This window comes from Rhodococcus sp. 14-2470-1a, from assembly GCF_002259425.1.
GTDB lineage: Bacteria > Actinomycetota > Actinomycetes > Mycobacteriales > Mycobacteriaceae > Rhodococcoides > Rhodococcoides fascians_E.
This window is the reverse complement of sequence record NZ_NPFZ01000033.1, coordinates 172,590-191,711: the sequence shown is the minus strand read 5'-3', so window position 1 is coordinate 191,711 and position 19,122 is coordinate 172,590. Positions and strand designations below refer to the sequence as shown.

The window sequence follows — 19,122 nt, the reverse complement described above, 5'->3', positions numbered from 1 at the left end:
CCCTCTGGTGCGCGTTGTGTTCGCAGGTACGCCCGACCCGGCAGTTCCGTCGCTGGCGCGACTGATCTCGTCGGATCGGCACGACGTGGTCGCGGTGATCACGCGTCCGGATGCGGCCGCAGGTCGTGGACGCAAGATCGGACGCTCGCCCGTCGGACTGCTGGCAGACGAACACGGGATCCCGGTGTTGACGCCGCAGCGCCCGTCGGAGCCGGAGTTCCTCGACGCTCTCACCGCGCTCGAACCCGACGTGTGCCCGGTCGTCGCATACGGAGCACTGCTGCCGCGGCCGGTGCTGAACGTACCGAAGTTCGGATGGATCAATCTGCACTTCTCGCTGCTCCCCGCGTGGCGGGGCGCGGCCCCGGTTCAAGCAGCGATCTCCGCGGGCGACGACGTGACGGGCGCATCGACGTTCCTCCTCGAGGAAGGCATGGACACCGGCCCGGTCCTGGGCGTCGTCACCGAAACCATCGGGTCGACCGACTCGGCGGGCGACCTGCTGGGCCGCCTCGCGCTCAGTGGTGCGGTACTGCTCGAAGCGACTCTCGACGCGATCGAGGCCGGTGAGGCCTCCGCAGTTCCGCAACCGGTAGACGGCGTGTCCTACGCACCGAAGATCACCGTCGACTCGGCGCGCATCGACTGGACCTCCTCGGCGGCGTCGATCGACCGGCACGTCCGCGCGGTGACCCCGTCGCCCGGTGCGTGGACGACGATCGGAGACGTGCGGCTGAAAGTAGCCCCGGTCACAGTGTCGGACGTGGGCCTCGAAGCCGGGCACGTCCTGGTCCGCAAGGACGGGGTGTTCGTCGGGACTGCAACGACCGCAGTAGCTCTGGGCGACGTCCAACCCCAGGGCAAGAAACTCATGAAAGCACTCGACTGGGCGCGCGGTGCCCGGCTGACGGAAACGGCGGTTGCCCTGTGAGCTCCGAGAAGAACCAGGGCCGAGCAGGCCGACGCGGCAACGTGAACAACGGGCCGACGCGCACCTCGGGATCCCGCCGGGGGGCGGGCAACCGGCCGAATCGTGGGGGAGGGCCGGGGTCGACCCCGCCTGTCGACCCTGCGCGACTCGCCGCCAGAGACGTACTGAAGGCGGTACGCGAGCGGGATGCCTACGCCAACCTCGTGCTCCCTGGGCTGCTGCGCGAGCGCAAGCTCGACACGCGTGATGCTGCCCTGGCGACCGAACTCGCCTACGGAGCGTCGCGAGCCCGAGGATTCCTCGACTCGGTCATCGAAAGCGGTTCGGGTCGTGCGATTTCGGAGATAGACGGTGGTCTGCTCGACATCCTGAGGCTGGGTGCTTACCAACTGCTTCGTACCCGCGTGGCGCCCCACGCTGCCGTGGCGACGTCGGTCGATCTGACCAGGGCCGAGTTCGGCAGCGGCAAGGCAGGATTCGTCAACGCCGTGCTTCGGCGAGTGTCGGAGAAGTCCGCCGATCGATGGGTCGACGAGCTCGCTCCCGCAGCAGACAAGGATCCCGTCGGACATCTGGCGTTCGAGTACGCGCATCCCAAGTGGATCGCGCAGGCCTTCGCCGACGCGCTCGGGGCGGACGCCGCAGAACTGGCGGATGTGCTGGCCGCCGACGATGCCAGGCCCGCAGTCCATCTCGTCGCACGACCTGGGGAGATCTCCGCCGAGGAGCTCGCCCTCGTCACCGGAGGTGAAGAGGGCAAGTACTCGCCGTACGCCGTCTATCTCGACGGCGGTGATCCCGGCAAGCTCGACGCAGTCCGAGACGGCCTGGCCGGTGTGCAGGACGAGGGCAGCCAACTGGTGGCGCGCGCGCTGACGCTGGCACCGATCGAGGGCGAGGACGGCGGACGCTGGCTGGACCTGTGTGCAGGTCCCGGAGGCAAGGCGGCTCTGCTCGGGGCGATCGCCGAGATCGACGGCGCCCGTGTCGACGCCGTCGAACCGACCCCGCACCGTGCCGACCTCGTGTCGAAGACGACGAAGGGGCTCCCGGTCACCGTTCACGTCGTGGACGGCCGGGACCCGGGTCTCGACGGCGGATACGACCGCGTCCTGGTCGATGCGCCCTGCACCGGACTCGGAGCGCTGCGCCGGAGGCCCGAGGCGCGGTGGCGTCGCACGCAGTCCGACCTGGCGGGGCTGGTGGCGTTGCAGAAGGAACTGCTCGCCTCCGCACTGAAGCTGGTACGGCCGGGCGGCGTCGTCGTGTATTCGACCTGTTCGCCGCACCTGTCCGAGACCACGGCCGTCGTCGCGGACGCGGTGCGCCGATACGGCGCTCGGCAGCTGGACACCCACCAGCTCCTGCCCGACGTTCCACAGCTCGGTGACGGTGCGTCGGCGCAGCTGTGGCCGCACCGCCACGGAACGGACGCGATGTTCCTCGCTGCGCTTCGTCGACCGTTGGACTGACGCTGCGCATTCCTCCAAGTGTCGCGGCCGGACATGGTCGACACTGTTCCCATGGCACTTGCATGGGAAGACCTCGTCTCGTTCGCCGCGACCCTTCCGGAGACCGAGGAGTCGACGTCCTACAACACTCCCGCGTTGAAGGTGGCGAACAAGTTGATAGCCCGTCTACGGGCCGAAGCAGAGGGCGGCGTGGTCGTCATGTGCAGCCTCGAAGAGAAAGAAGCTCTGCTGGCCTCGCCCGGCTCCGCGTACTACACCACGGATCACTACGACGGGCACGGCTCGATCATCGTGGACCTGGACCGGGCGGACGCCACTGAAGTGCAGGAGCTGCTCACCGAAGCGTGGCGAGCGAAGGCCCCCAAGCGGGCCCTGAAGCGGCTCTGAATCGGGCACGGAGAAATCACGCGCCGCGGGAGCCCGGCGGCCGACCCTTTAAGCTGTCTCATCGTGGCAGCTCCGATGATCGCTCCGTCCATCCTCTCCGCCGACTTCGCCCGTCTGGGGGAGGAAGCAGAGGCCGTCGCAGGCTCCGACTGGCTCCACGTCGACGTCATGGACGCGCATTTCGTTCCCAATCTGACGCTCGGCCTTCCCGTCGTCCAGAGTCTCGTCAAGGCCACCGACATACCCCTCGATTGCCATCTGATGATCGAGGATCCGGCTCGGTGGGCGCCGCCGTACGCGGAGGCGGGTGCCTACAACGTCACGTTCCACGCGGAGGCGACGGACGATCCCATTGCCGTCGCGAAGGACATCCGTGCAGCGGGAGCCAAAGCAGGCCTGAGCGTGAAGCCCGGCACCCCGATCGAGCCGTACCTCGAGATACTTCGGCATTTCGACACGCTGCTCGTCATGAGCGTCGAGCCGGGCTTCGGCGGACAGTCGTTCATGCCCGAGGTGCTGAGCAAGGCTCGCACGGTACGCAATCTCGTCGACTCCGGCGAATTGACCTTGGTCGTCGAGATCGACGGCGGCATCAATGCCGACACCATCGAGCAGGCCGCGGACGCCGGCGTCGACTGCTTCGTCGCCGGGTCCGCCGTGTACGGCACAGCCGATCCCGCAGCGACCGTGCGCGCGTTGCGCGACCGTGCAGCCGGGGCGTCGCACCACCTCGCACACTGATGACATCCGGCGCCGCTGTGAGCGAGACCGCCGCCATGGCGCTCGCCATCGCCGCGTCGGAAACGGCCAGGGGGTCGACCAGTCCCAATCCGCCGGTCGGAGCCGTCATCCTCGACGCCGACGGGGTCGTCGTGGGGACCGGGGCGACGCGGCCGCCCGGGGGTCCGCACGCCGAGGTGGTCGCTCTTGCGGAAGCCGGTGAACGCGCACGCGGCGGAACGGCAGTGGTCACGCTCGAACCGTGCAATCACACCGGTCGGACCGGTCCGTGCTCGCAGGCGCTGATCGCGGCAGGCGTTCGTCGTGTCGTCTATGCGGTGGCCGATCCCAACCCTCTTGCCGAAGGGGGAGCAGGCACGCTCGCCGAGGCAGGCGTCGACGTCTCGTCCGGGTTGGAGTCCGACGCCGTGAAGCGCGGTCCCTTGCGTCCGTGGCTGCACAAGCAACGGACCGGACGCCCCCACATCACGTTGAAGTACGCGGCGAGTCTCGACGGCCGCAGCGCAGCGCAGGACGGCACGAGTCAGTGGATCACCGGACCCGACGCTCGCGCGCACGTACACGCGCAGCGCGCGACTCTGGACGCAATCGTCGTCGGGACCGGAACCGTGATCGCGGACGATCCGCTGCTCACGGCCCGGCTTCCCGACGGAAGCTCCGCACCGCACCAACCCGTCCGCGTCGTCGTCGGCCATCGTGACATCCCTCCCGAGGCGCGCATCCGCGGCGACCACACACGCACGATCTTCGTCCGATCGCACGATCCGCACGACGTCGTCGACGCGCTCGGCGAGTACACCGACGTCCTGGTCGAGGGTGGGCCGACCCTGGCCGGCGCTTTTCTCGCCGCAGGTGTCGTCGACCGCATCGTGGCGTACATCGCTCCCGTCGTACTCGGTTCGGGGACCTCGGCGGTGGAGAATGCAGGCGTCGGAACAATTTCCGACGCCCTGCGGTTCTCGATCGAGAGTGTCGTCCCACTGGGAACCGACGTGGTCGTCAGCGCGGTGAAGCTGCAGAAGTGACCGGAAACGAGAGAGTGGAGATCTGATGTTCACTGGGATTGTCGAGGAACTCGGCGAGATCGTCGGCAAGGACGATCTGACCGATGCCGCCCGCTTCACGGTGAAGGGTCCGATCGTCACGTCGGATGCAGGGCACGGTGATTCGATCGCCGTGAACGGTGTGTGCCTGACGGTCGTCGACGTGCTGGCCGACGGCGCGTTCACGGCCGACGTGATGCAGGAGACGTTGAACCGGTCCAGCTTGCAGCGCTTGGAGGTGGGCAGCCGGGTCAATCTGGAACGTGCGGCAGCACTGAACAGCAGGCTGGGTGGTCACCTGGTTCAGGGTCATGTCGACGGCACCGGGACGGTGGTGAACCGATCTCCTTCGGAGAACTGGACGGTCGTCCGGATCGCAATGCCCACCTCGGTCGCGCGGTACGTCGTCGAGAAGGGCTCCATCACCGTCGACGGGGTGTCGCTGACGGTGTCGGCGCTCGGTCGCGACGACGGCGGCGGGCACTGGTTCGAGATCTCGCTCATTCCGACGACGCTCGACCTGACGACGCTGGGTAGTTCGGACGTCGGGACGCCGGTGAACCTCGAGGTCGACGTGATCGCCAAATACGTCGAACGGCTGCAGACCCTCGCCGCCGAGTAGGAATGCCGGAAAGTTACTGTTGACGAAGTATTCATGCCTGAATTCGTCTGGGGTGTGAACAAGACGTATGGAGCGTAGGACGTGACAAGGTTCGACAGTATCGAGCGAGCGGTTGCGGACATCGCCGCAGGTAAAGCTGTGGTCGTGGTCGACGACGAGGATCGCGAGAACGAGGGCGACCTCATCTTCGCGGCCGAGAAGGCGACGCCGGAACTCGTCGCGTTCATGGTGCGGTACACCTCGGGGTACCTCTGTGTACCGCTGTCCGGTGACGATTGCGACCGCCTGGGTCTTCCTCCCATGTACGCGACCAACCAGGACAAGCACGGCACGGCCTACACGGTGACGGTCGACGCCCGGGAGGGCATCGGGACCGGAATCTCGGCCTCGGACAGGGCTGCGACCATGCGGCTGCTGGCGGATCCGACGACGGGCGCGGGCGATTTCACCCGGCCGGGACACGTGGTTCCGCTTCGCGCGAAGGACGGCGGAGTTCTGCGTCGACCGGGTCACACCGAAGCGGCCGTCGACTTGGCACGAATGGCCGATCTGCGGCCTGCGGGAGTCATCTGCGAGATCGTCAGCCAGAAGGACGAAGGCTCGATGGCGCAGACCGACGAGTTGCGGGTCTTCGCGGACGACCACGACCTCGCACTCATCTCCATCGCCGATCTCATCGCGTGGCGCCGCAAGCACGAGAAGCACGTCGTGCGCGTCGCGGATGCTCGGATTCCCACCGCTCACGGCACTTTCCGCGCCGTCGGATACCAGAGCGTCTACGACGAGGTGGAGCACGTCGCCCTGGTGTGCGGAGATATCGCCGGACCGGTCGGTGACGGCAGCGACGTCCTGGTCCGTGTGCACTCGGAGTGCCTGACCGGCGACGTCTTCGGTTCGCTGCGGTGTGACTGCGGTCCTCAGCTCGATGCTGCGCTCGACATGATCGCCACCGAGGGCCGAGGCGTCGTGCTGTACATGCGAGGGCACGAAGGCCGCGGTATCGGGCTGTTGCACAAGTTGCAGGCGTACCAGCTGCAGGACGCAGGTTCGGACACCGTCGACGCAAACCTTCAGCTCGGACTTCCAGCCGATTCGCGGGACTACGGAATCGGTGCTCAGATTCTGGTGGATCTCGGCATCTCCTCGATGCGCCTGCTGACGAACAATCCAGCCAAGCGAGTCGGTCTCGACGGATACGGACTGCACGTCACCGAGCGCGTCCCGATGCCGCTGCGGGCGAACGCGGAGAACCTGACCTACCTACGCACCAAGCGCGACCGCATGGGCCATGACCTGGCCGGACTCGACGAATACGAGAAGGGGCAGCATTCATGAGCGGGGAAGGCGAACCACAACTACAACTCGAGGGCGCAGGTGATCTGAAGGTCGCCATCGTTGCCGGTCAGTGGCATCGCACCATCTCCGAGGCTCTGCTCGACGGCGCACGCAGAAAGGTCGAGGAAGCCGGTGTCACCGAGGTCACCGTCGTTCGAGTGGCGGGGGCGATCGAGCTTCCTGTCGTCGCGCAGACCTTGGCCCGTGACCACGACGCGGTGATTGCTCTCGGCGTGGTGATCAGGGGCGGAACACCGCATTTCGAGTACGTGTGCGACGCCGTCACGGCCGGTCTGACGCGGGTGTCGCTCGACGAGAGCACTCCCGTGACCAACGGAGTGTTGACGACGGACGACGAGCAGCAGGCTCTCGATCGGTCCGGGCTTCCCGGGTCGAAGGAGGACAAGGGCGGGCAGGCCGCTGCGGCGGCGATCGACACCGCGCTGACCCTGAAGCATCTGCGGCAACCGTGGACGAACCAGGAATTTCGATGACGGAGAACGCAGGCTGGGATCTCGAGGTCCGGTCCAAGAAGTCCGCGCGCTACGCGATTGCTGCCGCTGTTCTGCTGGTGGTGGCACACACCACCGTGGCGATCCTGCTGCGGATCTCGCCCACCGGGGTGTACTTCCGCACTGCCGATCAGCTGGCGTTGGCCGGCATCGGTGTGTTGTTGGCCGGTATCGCACTGTTGTTGACGCGCCCACGCGTGCGGGTCGGCAAGAAGGGCGTTGCGGTCAGGAACATCCTGTCCGAGCGTCTGATCGAATGGGACCTCGTTCGCGGTCTGTCCTTCCCCGACGGGGCGATGTGGGCGCGGGTGGACATCCCGGACGACGAGTTCATTCCGGTGATGGCCATCCAGTCGAACGATCGGGATCACGCGGTCGCCGCGGTCCGGTCCTTCCGCAGCCTGGAAGCGAAGTATGCGGGCTCGGACCGCTAGCTCGCCGAAGCCGGTCGGTGGCTGCGGCTAACCTGGACACCGTGTCCGACCCAGCTACATATCGCCCGGCAACCGGAACCATCCCGGTGGAGCCCGGCGTGTACAAATTTCGTGATCCTCACGGACGCGTGATCTACGTGGGCAAGGCCAAAAGCCTTCGAAGCCGCCTCAATTCGTACTTCGCGGACGTCGCGTCCCTGCACCCGCGCACTCGCCAGATGGTCACCACGGCGGCATCCGTCGAATGGACCGTGGTGACGACCGAGGTCGAGGCGCTGCAGCTCGAGTACAACTGGATCAAGGAGTTCGATCCTCGATTCAACGTTCGGTACCGCGACGACAAGAGCTACCCGATGCTTGCGGTCACGATGAACGAGGAGTATCCGCGTCTGTTCGTCTACCGCGGACCCAGGCGCAAGGGCGTCCGATACTTCGGTCCCTACGCACACGCGTGGGCAATTCGCGAGACTCTCGATCTGTTGTTGCGTGTGTTCCCGGCCCGTACCTGTTCGGCAGGAGTTCTCAAACGGCACAAGCAGATCGGTCGCCCGTGTCTGCTCGGCTACATCGACAAGTGTTCCGCGCCGTGCACCGGACGCGTGTCGGCCGACGAGCACCGACGCACCGTCGAGGACTTCTGTGACTTCCTGTCCGGCAAGACGGACAAGCTGGTTCGGCAGCTGGAGAAGAAGATGCAGGACGCGTCGGAGAATCTGGACTTCGAATCCGCTGCTCGACTCCGCGACGACGTGGGCGCCTTGAAGCGGGCACTGGAGAAGCAGGCTGTGGTGCTCGGTGACGGAACCGACGCCGACCTGGTGGCCTTCGCGACCGATCCGCTGGAGGCTGCGGTGCAGGTCTTCCACGTACGCGGCGGCCGAGTCCGCGGACAGCGCGGATGGGTCGTGGAGAAGGCGGGTGAGGTCATCGAGACGGTGGCCGACGATCAGTCCGACCTTCCGGCTCTGGTCGAGCAGTTCCTCACCCAGTTCTACGGCCAGGAAGCAGCGTTGTCCTCGCGCACTCCCGGCGTCGACGACGCGGGAGCCAACGCGGTCCCGAAGGAAGTGCTGGTCCCAGTACTACCGGGCAACGCGGACGAGGTGCAGCAGTGGCTGAGCGAGCTGCGCGGATCGAACGTGCAGCTGAGGGTTCCGCAGCGAGGAGACAAGAAGGCGCTCGCGGAAACCGTCGAACGAAACGCGAAAGAAGCTCTGCAACAGCACAAGTTGAAGCGAGCCGGTGACTTCACATCGAGATCCGCCGCGCTGCAGGGTATTCAGGAGGCGCTGGATCTGGATTCCGCGCCGCTGCGCATCGAGTGCATCGATATCTCGCACGTTCAGGGCACCGATGTCGTCGCGTCGCTCGTCGTCTTCGAGGACGGGTTGCCGCGCAAGAGCGATTACCGGCACTACGCGATCAAGGAAGCCGCAGGAGACGGGCATTCCGACGACGTCGCGAGCATCGCCGAGGTCACCCGCCGACGATTCCTGCGCCACAGCTCCGATGCCTCGGGCAACGAATCCGGGGGCGACCTGTCGCCGGAGGCCGCGTTGGATCCGCAGACCGGGCGTCCGCGACGGTTCGCGTATCCGCCCAACCTGTTCGTCGTCGACGGCGGAGCACCGCAGGTCGCTGCCGCGTCCGAGGTACTCGACGAGTTGGGTGTGACCGACGTCGCAGTGGTCGGCCTGGCGAAGCGTCTGGAGGAAGTGTGGGTTCCCGGCGAATCCGATCCGGTGATCCTTCCTCGAACCAGCGAGTCGCTGTACCTGCTCCAGCGGGTTCGGGACGAAGCGCACCGGTTCGCCATCACGTTCCACCGCAGCAAGCGGTCCAGAAGGATGACCGCGTCGGCGCTCGATTCGGTGAAGGGTCTCGGCGAGACCAGACGGACGGCGCTGGTGACGCACTTCGGCTCCGTCGCGAAACTCAAACAGGCGACGGTGGAGGACATCGTCGAGGTCCCGGGAATCGGAGCCACCACCGCCAAGGCAGTCCTGGACGCACTGGGGGCAGGTGACGCCGACGCCGGCGTCACCGCGACGGGGGCAGCCGCAGGCGAAGGGTCGTCGGCCGAGGTCGAGGGCGATATGTCGGCATCGACGGCGCCGGTGGGGGAAGATCGGCAGGAGACGACTTCGACAGGGCAGGTTGCGACGTGAGCGAACCGGATGTTCGGCAGGACGACGACGTTCACGAAGCGGACCCGGTTGGAGACGTGGACGCACGACCGGACGCGATTCCAGCCACCGCAGTTCGAGCGACCGCAGTTCATGCTATCGAGGTTGCGCTCGTGACCGGTCTGTCCGGTGCGGGTCTGCGCACGGCCGCGAAGGTTCTCGAGGACCTGGGGTGGTATGTGGCGGACAACCTGCCACCCGAGTTGATCTCGAAGATGATCGACGTGGCGCTCGCCTCGGAACCTCCGCTCGAACGCCTCGCACTGGTGATGGACGTCCGCAGCCGACTGTTCACCGGTGACCTCGGATGGGTCGTTCGTGAACTGAACTCACGGGGCATACGGAACCGAGTCCTGTTCCTGGAGGCCGCGGATGCGGTGCTGATCCAACGGTTCGAATCCAACCGCCGAAGCCACCCACTACAGAACGACGGCCAGGACGGCACCCTGTCCGAGGGGATTCACGCCGAACGTGCCCGGCTCGCCGAGGTGAAATCCGTCGCGGACGTCGTCGTGGACACGACATCGCTGTCGGTGCATCAACTACGTCGCCGAGTGGAGGCGTCGTTCGGAGGAACCGACATCGCGGTGATCGGTGTGACCGTCCAGTCCTTCGGCTTCAAATACGGTCTGCCGATCGATTCCGATCTGGTGTGCGACGTGAGATTTCTGCCGAATCCGCACTGGGTTCCCGAGTTGCGAGAACATACTGGCAAAGAGCCTGCAGTGCGTGATTACGTCCTGGGTCAAGACGGTGCCCAGGACTACCTGCAGACCTTTCGGCACTTGTTGCACTTGACCGTCGACGGGTATCGCAGGGAGGGCAAGAGCTACATGACCGTCGCGGTCGGGTGTACGGGTGGCAAGCATCGAAGTGTGGCAATGACAGAAGCGCTGGCAGACATGCTGGCGCGAGAGAAAGACTTGTCGGTGCGGGTGCTGCACCGAGACGCGGGCCGCGAATGAGCGACATGAAAGTCGTCGCCCTCGGCGGTGGACACGGTCTGTACGCAACGCTCAGCGCGGCACGCAGGCTCGCATCGCACGTGACAGCAATCGTCACCGTCGCGGACGACGGTGGGTCCTCGGGCCGGCTCCGCGCGGAGCTCGGGATGGTCCCGCCGGGCGACCTCCGTATGGCGCTGGCAGCGCTGTCGTCGGAGGAACAACGCACGCGCATGTGGGCGGACGTCATGCAGCATCGGTTCGGTGGATCGGGTGCGCTCGCGGGCCATTCCGTCGGGAACCTGATCCTCGCGGGCCTGACGGAGGTTCTCGGTGACACGGTGCTCGCGTTGGACGAAGCAGCGCGCCTGCTCGGAATCGAGGGCCGCGTCGTGCCGATGGCACCGATCCCGCTGGACATCGAGGCCGACGTCTCGGGCTTGGAGGACGATCCAAGGGTGTCGCGCGTCATCCGCGGACAGGTCGCCGTCGCGACGACACCGGGCAAGGTCAGGCGCGTACGACTCCTACCGTCGGATCCGCCAGCGACGCCCGAAGCGGTTCGCGCCATCGACGAGGCCGATCTGGTCGTACTCGGACCGGGGTCGTGGTTCTCGAGTGTGATTCCCCACGTACTCGTCCCGGATCTGCTGGCCGCATTGGCACGGTCGTCCGCGGTCAAGGTGCTCGTACTCAATCTGGCACCGGAATTGGGGGAGACGACCGGATTCTCCGCCGAGCGGCACCTGCACGTACTGTCCCAGCACGCACCGGATTTCAGGGTCGACCACATCGTCGTCGACTCCGCGTTCGTCCCGGCCGGTGGCGAACGCGAGCATCTCGCCCGAGCGGCAGCACGGTTGGGAGCCGACGTCGTCTACGTGGACGTCGCGGAACCGGGCACCCACGCACATCATTTCGGAAAGTTGGCTGCGGCTCTCGGTAGCATCGTCTCCTCGCAGGAGAACGACGCGTCCGACGGGCCGCGCAGAGAGGGGATCACTTCGTGGCCATGACAGCTGAGGTGAAGGACGAGCTGAGCAGGCTCGCTGTCACCCAGGTGAGCTGCAGGAGGGCCGAAGTGTCGGCGCTGCTGCGTTTCGCCGGCGGGCTTCACATCGTTGCCGGACGAGTAGTCGTCGAGGCGGAAGTCGACCTCGGTTCGACAGCACGCCGACTGCGCCGCGAGATCCTGGACCTCTACGGGTACACGTCCGACGTCCACGTTCTCAGCGCCGGTGGTCTGAGGAAGAGCTCGCGGTACGTCGTCCGAGTGGCCAAGGACGGCGAGGCACTCGCCCGCCAGACCGGACTTCTCGACATGCGTGGACGTCCCGTCCGAGGGCTGCCCGCTCAGGTGGTCGGCGGCACGGTCGGTGACGCCGAAGCAGCGTGGCGCGGGGCGTTCCTGGCTCACGGTTCTCTGACGGAGCCGGGTAGGTCCTCGGCACTCGAGATCAGCTGCCCCGGTCCCGAGGCCGCACTGGCACTGGTCGGTGCAGCTCGCCGCCTCGGCGTCGTCGCCAAGGCACGGGAAGTGCGAGGCACCGACCGAGTCGTCGTGCGGGACGGAGAAGCCATCGGCGCGCTGCTCACACGCATGGGAGCGCAGGACACCAGGCTCGTCTGGGAAGAACGGCGCATGCGTCGTGAGGTGCGTGCCACCGCCAACCGGCTGGCCAACTTCGACGACGCCAACCTGCGCCGGTCGGCGAGAGCCGCCGTGGCCGCGGCGGCGCGGGTCGAACGTGCGCTGCAGATTCTCGGCGAAGACGTGCCGGATCATCTGGCTGCGGCCGGGTCGCTGCGCGTCCAGCATCGACAGGCATCGCTCGAAGAACTCGGCCAACTCGCGGACCCACCGATGACCAAGGATGCGGTCGCCGGACGTATCCGCAGGTTGCTGTCCATGGCGGATCGAAAGGCGAAGGACACCGGCATTCCGGACACCGAGTCCGCCGTCACCGCCGAGTTGCTCGACGAGGCCTGAGGCACCGGCGAGAGCCGACGACGCGACTGCTCGGATAACTGCAGGTGGAGGGTGATGCGCGCGCGAATGCAGTGCGCACACTAGGGTGGAAAACGCACGTAGGGACTTGCCCCATGCGCGAAATACGACAATCGGTTCAACAACTTAGGAGCGAACAGTGACGATCCGGGTAGGCGTGAACGGCTTCGGCCGCATCGGACGTAACTTCTTCAGGGCAGTCGATGCGCAGAAAGCTCTGGGCACCACCGACATCGAGATCGTGGCTGTCAACGACCTCACCGACAACGCATCCCTGGCGCACCTGTTGAAGTACGACTCGATCCTGGGCCGTCTGCCGCACGACGTCAGCCTCGAAGGCGACGACACCATCGTCGTCGGCGATCAGAAGATCAAGGCGTTGTCGCTGCGCGAGGGACCGTCGGCTCTCCCGTGGGGTGACCTGGGCGTCGACGTCGTAGTCGAGTCCACGGGTATCTTCACCGACGCCTCGAAGGCCAAGGGCCACCTCGACGCAGGCGCCAAGAAGGTCATCATCTCCGCACCTGCCAAGGGTGAGGACATCACGATCGTCATGGGCGTCAACGACGACAAGTACGACGGCAGCCAGAACATCATCTCCAACGCGTCGTGCACCACCAACTGCCTCGGCCCCATTGCCAAGGTCCTCGACGACGAGTTCGGCATCGTCAAGGGGCTCATGACCACGGTGCACGCGTACACGCAGGACCAGAACCTGCAGGACGGCCCGCACAGCGACCTGCGTCGCGCACGCGCAGCGGCCCTCAACGTCGTCCCCACCGGCACCGGCGCGGCAAAGGCCATCGGCCTGGTGCTCCCGCAGCTTCTCGGCAAGCTCGACGGATACGCACTGCGGGTGCCGATCCCGACCGGCTCGGTCACCGACCTCACGGCGAACCTGAAGAAGTCGGCATCCGTCGACGAGATCAACGCCGCCATGAAGGCAGCAGCGGAAGGCCCGCTGAAGGGCATCCTGAAGTACAGCACCGACCCGATCGTGTCCTCGGACATCGTCACCGACCCGCACTCGTCGATCTTCGACGCACCGCTGACCAAGGTCATCGACGACCAGGTCAAGATCGTGTCCTGGTACGACAACGAGTGGGGCTACTCCAACCGCCTGGCCGACCTCATCGGTCTCGTCGGAAAGTCCCTCTGATCACATGGCAGTCAAGACTCTGCAGGACCTGATCGACGCCGGCGTGTCGGGTCGCCCGGTTCTGGTGCGCTCGGACTTCAACGTGCCGATCGAGAACGGTGTCATCACCGATCCCGGTCGCATCGTCGCATCGCTTCCGACGTTGAACGCACTGCTCGACGCCGGTGCGAAGCTCATCGTCACCGCACACCTCGGCCGGCCGGACGGCAAGCCCGAGGCGAAGTACTCGCTCGCGCCGGTGGCGTCGAAGCTCGGGGAACTGCTCGGTCGCCACGTTCAGTTGGCGGGCGACGTCGTCGGCCAGGATGCTCAGGCTCGTGCCGAAGGGCTGACCGACGGCGACGTACTGCTGCTGGAGAACATCCGGTTCGATCCGCGTGAGACCAGCAAGGACGAGGCCGAGCGTGCTCAGCTGGCAGCCGAGTTGGTCGCGCTCACCGACGGTGAGGGTGCTTTCGTGTCCGACGGCTTCGGCGTCGTGCACCGCAAGCAGGCTTCGGTGTACGACGTGGCGAAACTGCTTCCGTCGTACGCAGGTGGTCTGGTGGCCACCGAGGTCGACGTGCTGGCCAAGTTGACGGAGGATCCGGCACGCCCGTACGCGGTCGTGCTCGGCGGGTCGAAGGTCTCGGACAAGTTGGGTGTCATCGAGGCGCTCGCACCCAAGGTCGACACTTTGGTCATCGGCGGCGGCATGGCGTTCACTTTCCTTGCCGCACAGGGCTACTCGGTCGGTTCTTCGCTTCTGCAGGAAGACCAGATCGACGTCTGCAAGGACCTGCTCGAGCGGTTCGGCGATGTCATCCACCTGCCGGTCGACATCGTCGTGGGTGACTCGTTCTCGAAGGACGCCGAAGCCAAGACCGTTGCCGCATCCGAGATCCCGGACGGTTGGATGGGACTGGACATCGGGCCGGAGTCCGTCAGCCGATTCACCGTCGTGCTCGCGAACGCGAAGACGATCTTCTGGAACGGCCCGGCCGGTGTCTTCGAGTTCGAGAAGTTCTCCGCAGGAACGCGGGGCATCGCCGAGGCAATCGTCGGTGCCACCGAGAAGGGCGCGTTCAGCGTCGTCGGCGGCGGGGACTCCGCAGCCGCCGTCCGTGCACTGGGACTGTCCGACGACGGCTTCTCGCACATCTCGACCGGAGGCGGTGCATCTCTCGAATACCTCGAGGGCAAGCAGCTTCCCGGCATCGCAGCGCTGGAGGGATGAACCATGGCACGTAAGCCGCTCATCGCAGGCAACTGGAAAATGAATCTGAACCACCTCGAGGCGATCTCGCTGGTGCAGAAGATCGCGTTCTCGCTGCCCGCGAAGTACTTCGACAAGGTGGACGTGACGGTCATTCCGCCGTTCACGGACATCCGCAGTGTGCAGACGCTCATCGAGGGCGACAAGCTCCTGCTCACCTACGGCGCGCAGGACGTCTCCGCACAGGAGTCCGGCGCATACACCGGTGAGATCAGTGGGTCGATGCTCGCGAAGCTCGGTTGCACGTTCGCTGTCGTCGGGCACTCCGAGCGTCGAACCCTGCACAGCGAGGACGACGCCGCGGTCGCAGCCAAGACCAAGGCTGCACTGAAGCACGGACTCACACCGATCGTGTGCATCGGTGAGGGCCTCAACATCCGTGAGGCTGGCGAGCACGTCTCGTACAACATCACGCAGCTTCGTGGTTCGCTGGCCGGGTTGTCGGCCGAGGACATCGCGAAGGTCGTGGTCGCCTACGAGCCGGTGTGGGCGATCGGCACCGGTCGAGTGGCCAGTGCCGCGGACGCGCAGGAAGTGTGCTCGGCAATCCGCGAGGAGCTGAAGACGCTCGCCTCCGCAGAGGTGGCGGCGGGCGTGCGGGTCCTCTACGGCGGCTCCGTCAACGCGAAGAACGTGGGCGAGATCGTCGGCCAGCCCGACGTCGACGGTGCGCTCGTCGGTGGAGCCTCCCTCAAGGCGGACGAGTTCGCCACATTGTCGGCAATCGCCGCGGGTGGCCCTCTGCCCTGATCGCAGCAGCTGGTCGAGCCGTACATCGGACCTTGCCGTGTCACCGCCACCGAGGCGGTGACACGGCAATGTGCGTCGTGCAGGTAGGCTGTCACGGGTTGTGAGCTGAGACTATTGTGAGGCGGACATGGAACTGTTCCTGGATATTTTGCTGGTGGTCACCAGTTTGGCGCTGATTCTTCTGGTGCTGCTGCACCGGGGCAAGGGTGGCGGCCTGTCCAGTCTGTTCGGCGGCGGTGTCCAGTCGTCTCTGTCGAGCTCGACGGTCGTGGAGAAGAACCTGGATCGGTTGACCATCTTCACCGGCGTCGTGTGGCTGATCGCAATCCTCGGAATCGGCCTGGAGATCAAGTTCTCCTGATCGGGTTTGTCCTTACATATCATGTGTCGGTGCCGGGCCCGAACAGGACCTCGGGCTGCATGACACCGGTGGGTGCACGATAATCGGGGGATGAGCGAAACCCCTTTGGAGTCGTCAGGATCTCCCGCCTTCGTCACACCCACGATGCAAGGTCGTGAGTTGACCGAGCCGCTGCGGGAAGACATTCGATACCTCGGTGGAATTCTCGGTGACATCATCCGCGAGCACGAAGGACCCGCCGTGTTCGACCTCGTCGAACGTGCCCGCGTCGAATCCTTCGCCGTCCGCCGCTCGGAGGGCGAGCGCGACGATTCACTCGGGATCTACGCAGATCTCGACGTGTCGCAGGCAGTTCCGCTCATTCGTGCGTTCAGTCATTTCTCGCTGCTGGCCAACCTCGCCGAGGACCTGCACCGCGAGCGCCGTCGCGCAATTCACCTCGATCGCGAGGATCCGCCTCAGGACAGCAGCCTCGACGCGACGTGGATCAAACTCGATTCCGCCGACCTCACCCAGCAGCAGGTGGCCGACGCGCTGACTGATGCACTGGTGGCCCCGGTCATCACTGCGCATCCGACGGAAACGCGTCGACGGACGGTGTTCGATGTTCAATCCAGGATCACCGAGCTCATGCGACGGCGCGAGGTTGCCTCGTCCGCGGCGGCGAACAAGGCGTCGAGTGCCGCCAAAGAGCTTGCTGCGGTGGACATTCAGATCCGTCGCCAGGTTCTGACGTTGTGGGAGACGGCCTTGATCAGGTTGTCACGGCTCCGAATTCAGGACGAGATCGAGGTGGGCCTCCGCTACTTCGAGACGTCACTGTTCGACGTCATTCCGGCGCTCAACGCGGACGTCCGTGCGGCTCTCCGCCAGAGGTGGCCGTCGAGCGACCTGCTGCCGCAGCCCATTCTTCGTCCCGGTTCGTGGATCGGCGGAGACCGCGACGGTAATCCGAACGTCACGGCCGAGGTCGTGCACACCGCGACACATCAGGCCGGGTACACCGCGTTCGCTCATTACCTGGACGAGCTCGTCGCGCTCGAGAAAGAACTGTCGATGTCCGTGCGTCTCGTCGCGGTCAGCGACGAACTGCTGACGTTGGCGGCAGAAGCAGGCGATCCCGCCGACAACCGCAACGACGAGCCGTATCGCGTTGCGGTTCGCGGGATCCGAGCACGCCTGACGGCCACCGCCGCCCGGGTTCTCGACTCCGTTCCCGTCGCCGGACTCGACGTCGGATCCATCCCGTATGCCGCGCCCCAGGACGTATTGAACGATCTCGACACGATCGACCGGGCGCTGCGCGCCGACGGTGATGCGCTCATCGCCGATGATCGTCTGCTGGCGCTGCGTCAGGCCGTCGAGACGTTCGGATTCCACCTGCAGGCTCTGGACATGCGCCAGAACTCGGAGACGCACGAGGAAGTCGTCGCCGAACTCCTGTCCTGGGCCGGCGTGCACTCCGATTACGCCTCGCTCGACGAGAACGCGCGGGTGGCTCTTCTGTCCCGCGAGCTGACCACTCGTCGTCCCCTCGTGGGTCCGACAGCTCAGCTGAGCGAGCTCGCGACCAAGGAGCTCGGTATCGTGCGCGCTGCGAAGGTGGCCATCGATCACCTCGGGCCCGACACGATCCAGAACTACATCATCAGCATGTGCCAGTCGGTGAGCGACATGCTCGAGGCGGCCCTGCTGCTGAAGGAGGCCGGGATCTTCGACCCCGGCACCGACGGATCCGCCCCGACGTCGACGGTGGGCGTCGTGCCCCTGTTCGAGACCATCGAGGACCTGCAGCAGGGTGCGGCCACGCTCGTGGCCACCCTCGACGTTCCGGTCTACCGGGCTCTCGTCGCGGGCCGCGGGATGAACCAGGAAGTGATGCTCGGTTACTCGGACTCGAACAAGGACGGCGGATACCTCGCCGCCAACTGGGCGTTGTACCGCGCCGAACTGGATCTGCTCGAGGCGTCGCGGAAGACCGGAATTCGGTTGCGGCTGTTCCACGGTCGTGGCGGCACCGTCGGTCGCGGCGGCGGTCCGAGCTACGACGCCATCCTCGCGCAGCCTCCGGGCGTCGTGCAGGGGTCGCTGCGTCTGACCGAGCAGGGCGAGATCATCGCCGCCAAGTACGCCGAGCCGTCCATGGCGCGCCGCAACCTCGAATCGCTGGTGGCGGGCACGCTCGAATCGACCCTCCTCGACGTGGAAGGTCTCGGCGACGGTGCCGAGCCTGCCTACGAGGTGCTCGACGACCTGGCTGCGAAAGCCCGCGCTGCGTACGGCCGGCTCGTGCACGAGGAGCCCGGATTCGTAGAGTACTTCCGCATGTCCACTCCGGTTGCGGAGGTGGGAGAGCTCAACATCGGAAGCCGCCCCGCGTCACGCAAGCCGACCAATTCGGTGTACGACCTGCGCGCGATCCCATGGGTGATGTCCTGGAGCCAGTGCCGTGTGATGCTGCCCGGCTGGTACGGAACCGGTACGGCGTTCGAGGAATGGGTCGGCGGCGACGACGACAAGCTGGCGGTACTGACGGACCTATATCGGAAGTGGCCGTTCTTCCAAACGGTACTGTCGAACCTCGCGCAGGTCATGGCCAAATCGGATCTGGGGATCGCTGCTCGTTACTCCGAACTCGTCCCGGATACGGAACTGCGCACCAGGATCTTCGGAATGATCGAAGCAGAGCATGCGAAGACCATCGAGATGTACCTCTCCATCACCGGACACTCGAGGTTGCTCGAGGACAATCCGGCCCTGGAACGGTCGGTCCACAACCGGTTCCCGTACCTCGAGCCCCTCAATCAGATGCAGGTCGAGATGCTGCGCCGCTACCGCGCCGGTGACGAGGAAGAGCGCGTCAAACGCGGCATCCTGCTGACGATGAACGGTTTGGCGACTGCTCTGCGCAACAGCGGGTAGTCACCTGCGGTTCCGCCGTCGTCGACTCGGGAACCGTCGCCGTGCCGGCTGCGTCTGACT

The 19,122-nt window shown here is 65.9% G+C and carries 18 protein-coding genes; all 18 read left to right on the top strand.

Annotation, left to right across the window (positions count from 1 at the left end; genetic code table 11):
* Nucleotides 1-7 precede the first annotated feature (7 nt).
* The 18 genes from fmt to ppc all read left to right on the top strand — a co-directional run bounded on the left by fmt (nt 8) and on the right by ppc (nt 19,062).
* The gene (gene fmt, locus CH292_RS23025) at nt 8-931 is read left to right on the top strand and encodes a methionyl-tRNA formyltransferase (protein ID WP_037181323.1); all 924 of its coding nucleotides are present in this window, start codon (nt 8-10) and stop codon (nt 929-931) included.
* A 41-nt stretch (nt 932-972) separates the two neighbouring features.
* A complete protein-coding gene (locus CH292_RS23020; RefSeq protein WP_027498523.1) occupies nt 973-2,403 on the top strand; it encodes a transcription antitermination factor NusB in 1,431 nt (476 codons plus the stop codon).
* A 51-nt stretch (nt 2,404-2,454) separates the two neighbouring features.
* Nucleotides 2,455-2,790: an MmcQ/YjbR family DNA-binding protein gene (locus CH292_RS23015; RefSeq protein WP_170949228.1), complete on the top strand. Its 336-nt coding sequence runs from the start codon at nt 2,455-2,457 to the stop codon at nt 2,788-2,790.
* A 63-nt stretch (nt 2,791-2,853) separates the two neighbouring features.
* Entirely contained in the window at nt 2,854-3,531 is a 678-nt protein-coding gene (rpe, locus tag CH292_RS23010; RefSeq protein WP_019666370.1) for a ribulose-phosphate 3-epimerase, read from the top strand.
* Nucleotides 3,531-4,556 (top strand): bifunctional diaminohydroxyphosphoribosylaminopyrimidine deaminase/5-amino-6-(5-phosphoribosylamino)uracil reductase RibD, encoded by a 1,026-nt coding sequence (ribD, locus tag CH292_RS23005; protein ID WP_037142338.1) that lies wholly within the window; start codon nt 3,531-3,533, stop codon nt 4,554-4,556. The genes rpe and ribD overlap by 1 nt, the downstream gene beginning before the upstream one ends.
* Before the next feature lie 25 nt (nt 4,557-4,581).
* Nucleotides 4,582-5,196, top strand: a complete 615-nt coding sequence (locus CH292_RS23000; RefSeq protein WP_037163099.1) for a riboflavin synthase — start codon at nt 4,582-4,584, stop codon at nt 5,194-5,196.
* An 81-nt stretch (nt 5,197-5,277) separates the two neighbouring features.
* Nucleotides 5,278-6,531, top strand: a complete 1,254-nt coding sequence (locus tag CH292_RS22995) for a bifunctional 3,4-dihydroxy-2-butanone-4-phosphate synthase/GTP cyclohydrolase II (protein ID WP_094655819.1) — start codon at nt 5,278-5,280, stop codon at nt 6,529-6,531.
* The gene (gene ribH / locus CH292_RS22990; protein ID WP_019666366.1) at nt 6,528-7,025 is read left to right on the top strand and encodes a 6,7-dimethyl-8-ribityllumazine synthase; all 498 of its coding nucleotides are present in this window, start codon (nt 6,528-6,530) and stop codon (nt 7,023-7,025) included. Before CH292_RS22995 ends, ribH begins: the two co-directional genes overlap by 4 nt.
* Nucleotides 7,022-7,477: a PH domain-containing protein gene (locus tag CH292_RS22985; RefSeq protein WP_019666365.1), complete on the top strand. Its 456-nt coding sequence runs from the start codon at nt 7,022-7,024 to the stop codon at nt 7,475-7,477. The genes ribH and CH292_RS22985 overlap by 4 nt, the downstream gene beginning before the upstream one ends.
* A 41-nt stretch (nt 7,478-7,518) precedes the next feature.
* The gene (uvrC, locus tag CH292_RS22980) at nt 7,519-9,645 is read left to right on the top strand and encodes an excinuclease ABC subunit UvrC (RefSeq protein WP_094655878.1); all 2,127 of its coding nucleotides are present in this window, start codon (nt 7,519-7,521) and stop codon (nt 9,643-9,645) included.
* 56 nt (nt 9,646-9,701) lie between these two features.
* Nucleotides 9,702-10,628 (top strand): RNase adapter RapZ, encoded by a 927-nt coding sequence (rapZ, locus tag CH292_RS22975; protein ID WP_371828079.1) that lies wholly within the window; start codon nt 9,702-9,704, stop codon nt 10,626-10,628.
* Nucleotides 10,625-11,623: a uridine diphosphate-N-acetylglucosamine-binding protein YvcK gene (yvcK, locus tag CH292_RS22970; protein WP_019666362.1), complete on the top strand. Its 999-nt coding sequence runs from the start codon at nt 10,625-10,627 to the stop codon at nt 11,621-11,623. Before rapZ ends, yvcK begins: the two co-directional genes overlap by 4 nt.
* Complete coding sequence (whiA, locus tag CH292_RS22965) at nt 11,614-12,597, top strand: DNA-binding protein WhiA (RefSeq protein ID WP_019666361.1); 984 nt, start codon at nt 11,614-11,616, stop codon at nt 12,595-12,597. Before yvcK ends, whiA begins: the two co-directional genes overlap by 10 nt.
* 157 nt (nt 12,598-12,754) lie before the next feature.
* A complete protein-coding gene (gene gap, locus CH292_RS22960) occupies nt 12,755-13,774 on the top strand; it encodes a type I glyceraldehyde-3-phosphate dehydrogenase (RefSeq protein WP_019666360.1) in 1,020 nt (339 codons plus the stop codon).
* Nucleotides 13,775-13,778: 4 nt separating this feature from the next.
* Nucleotides 13,779-14,990 (top strand): phosphoglycerate kinase, encoded by a 1,212-nt coding sequence (pgk, locus tag CH292_RS22955; RefSeq protein WP_019666359.1) that lies wholly within the window; start codon nt 13,779-13,781, stop codon nt 14,988-14,990.
* Nucleotides 14,991-14,993: 3 nt separating this feature from the next.
* Nucleotides 14,994-15,779, top strand: a complete 786-nt coding sequence (tpiA, locus tag CH292_RS22950; RefSeq protein WP_019666358.1) for a triose-phosphate isomerase — start codon at nt 14,994-14,996, stop codon at nt 15,777-15,779.
* Between the two features lie 127 nt (nt 15,780-15,906).
* On the top strand, nt 15,907-16,140 hold the full coding sequence (gene secG, locus CH292_RS22945) for a preprotein translocase subunit SecG (protein WP_019666357.1): 234 nt from the start codon (nt 15,907-15,909) through the stop codon (nt 16,138-16,140).
* Nucleotides 16,141-16,284: 144 nt separating this feature from the next.
* Entirely contained in the window at nt 16,285-19,062 is a 2,778-nt protein-coding gene (gene ppc / locus CH292_RS22940; RefSeq protein WP_179278056.1) for a phosphoenolpyruvate carboxylase, read from the top strand.
* Nucleotides 19,063-19,122 lie beyond the last annotated feature (60 nt).

Coding starts and splice junctions, on each gene's coding strand:
- CH292_RS23000 (WP_037163099.1), top strand. CDS start 4,582: ATGTTCACTGGGATTGTCGAGGAACTCGGCGAGATCGTCGGCAAGGAC.
- pgk (WP_019666359.1), top strand. CDS start 13,779: ATGGCAGTCAAGACTCTGCAGGACCTGATCGACGCCGGCGTGTCGGGT.
- CH292_RS23015 (WP_170949228.1), top strand. CDS start 2,455: ATGGCACTTGCATGGGAAGACCTCGTCTCGTTCGCCGCGACCCTTCCG.
- ppc (WP_179278056.1), top strand. CDS start 16,285: ATGCAAGGTCGTGAGTTGACCGAGCCGCTGCGGGAAGACATTCGATAC.
- yvcK (WP_019666362.1), top strand. CDS start 10,625: ATGAGCGACATGAAAGTCGTCGCCCTCGGCGGTGGACACGGTCTGTAC.
- CH292_RS22985 (WP_019666365.1), top strand. CDS start 7,022: ATGACGGAGAACGCAGGCTGGGATCTCGAGGTCCGGTCCAAGAAGTCC.
- secG (WP_019666357.1), top strand. CDS start 15,907: ATGGAACTGTTCCTGGATATTTTGCTGGTGGTCACCAGTTTGGCGCTG.
- ribH (WP_019666366.1), top strand. CDS start 6,528: ATGAGCGGGGAAGGCGAACCACAACTACAACTCGAGGGCGCAGGTGAT.
- tpiA (WP_019666358.1), top strand. CDS start 14,994: ATGGCACGTAAGCCGCTCATCGCAGGCAACTGGAAAATGAATCTGAAC.
- ribD (WP_037142338.1), top strand. CDS start 3,531: ATGACATCCGGCGCCGCTGTGAGCGAGACCGCCGCCATGGCGCTCGCC.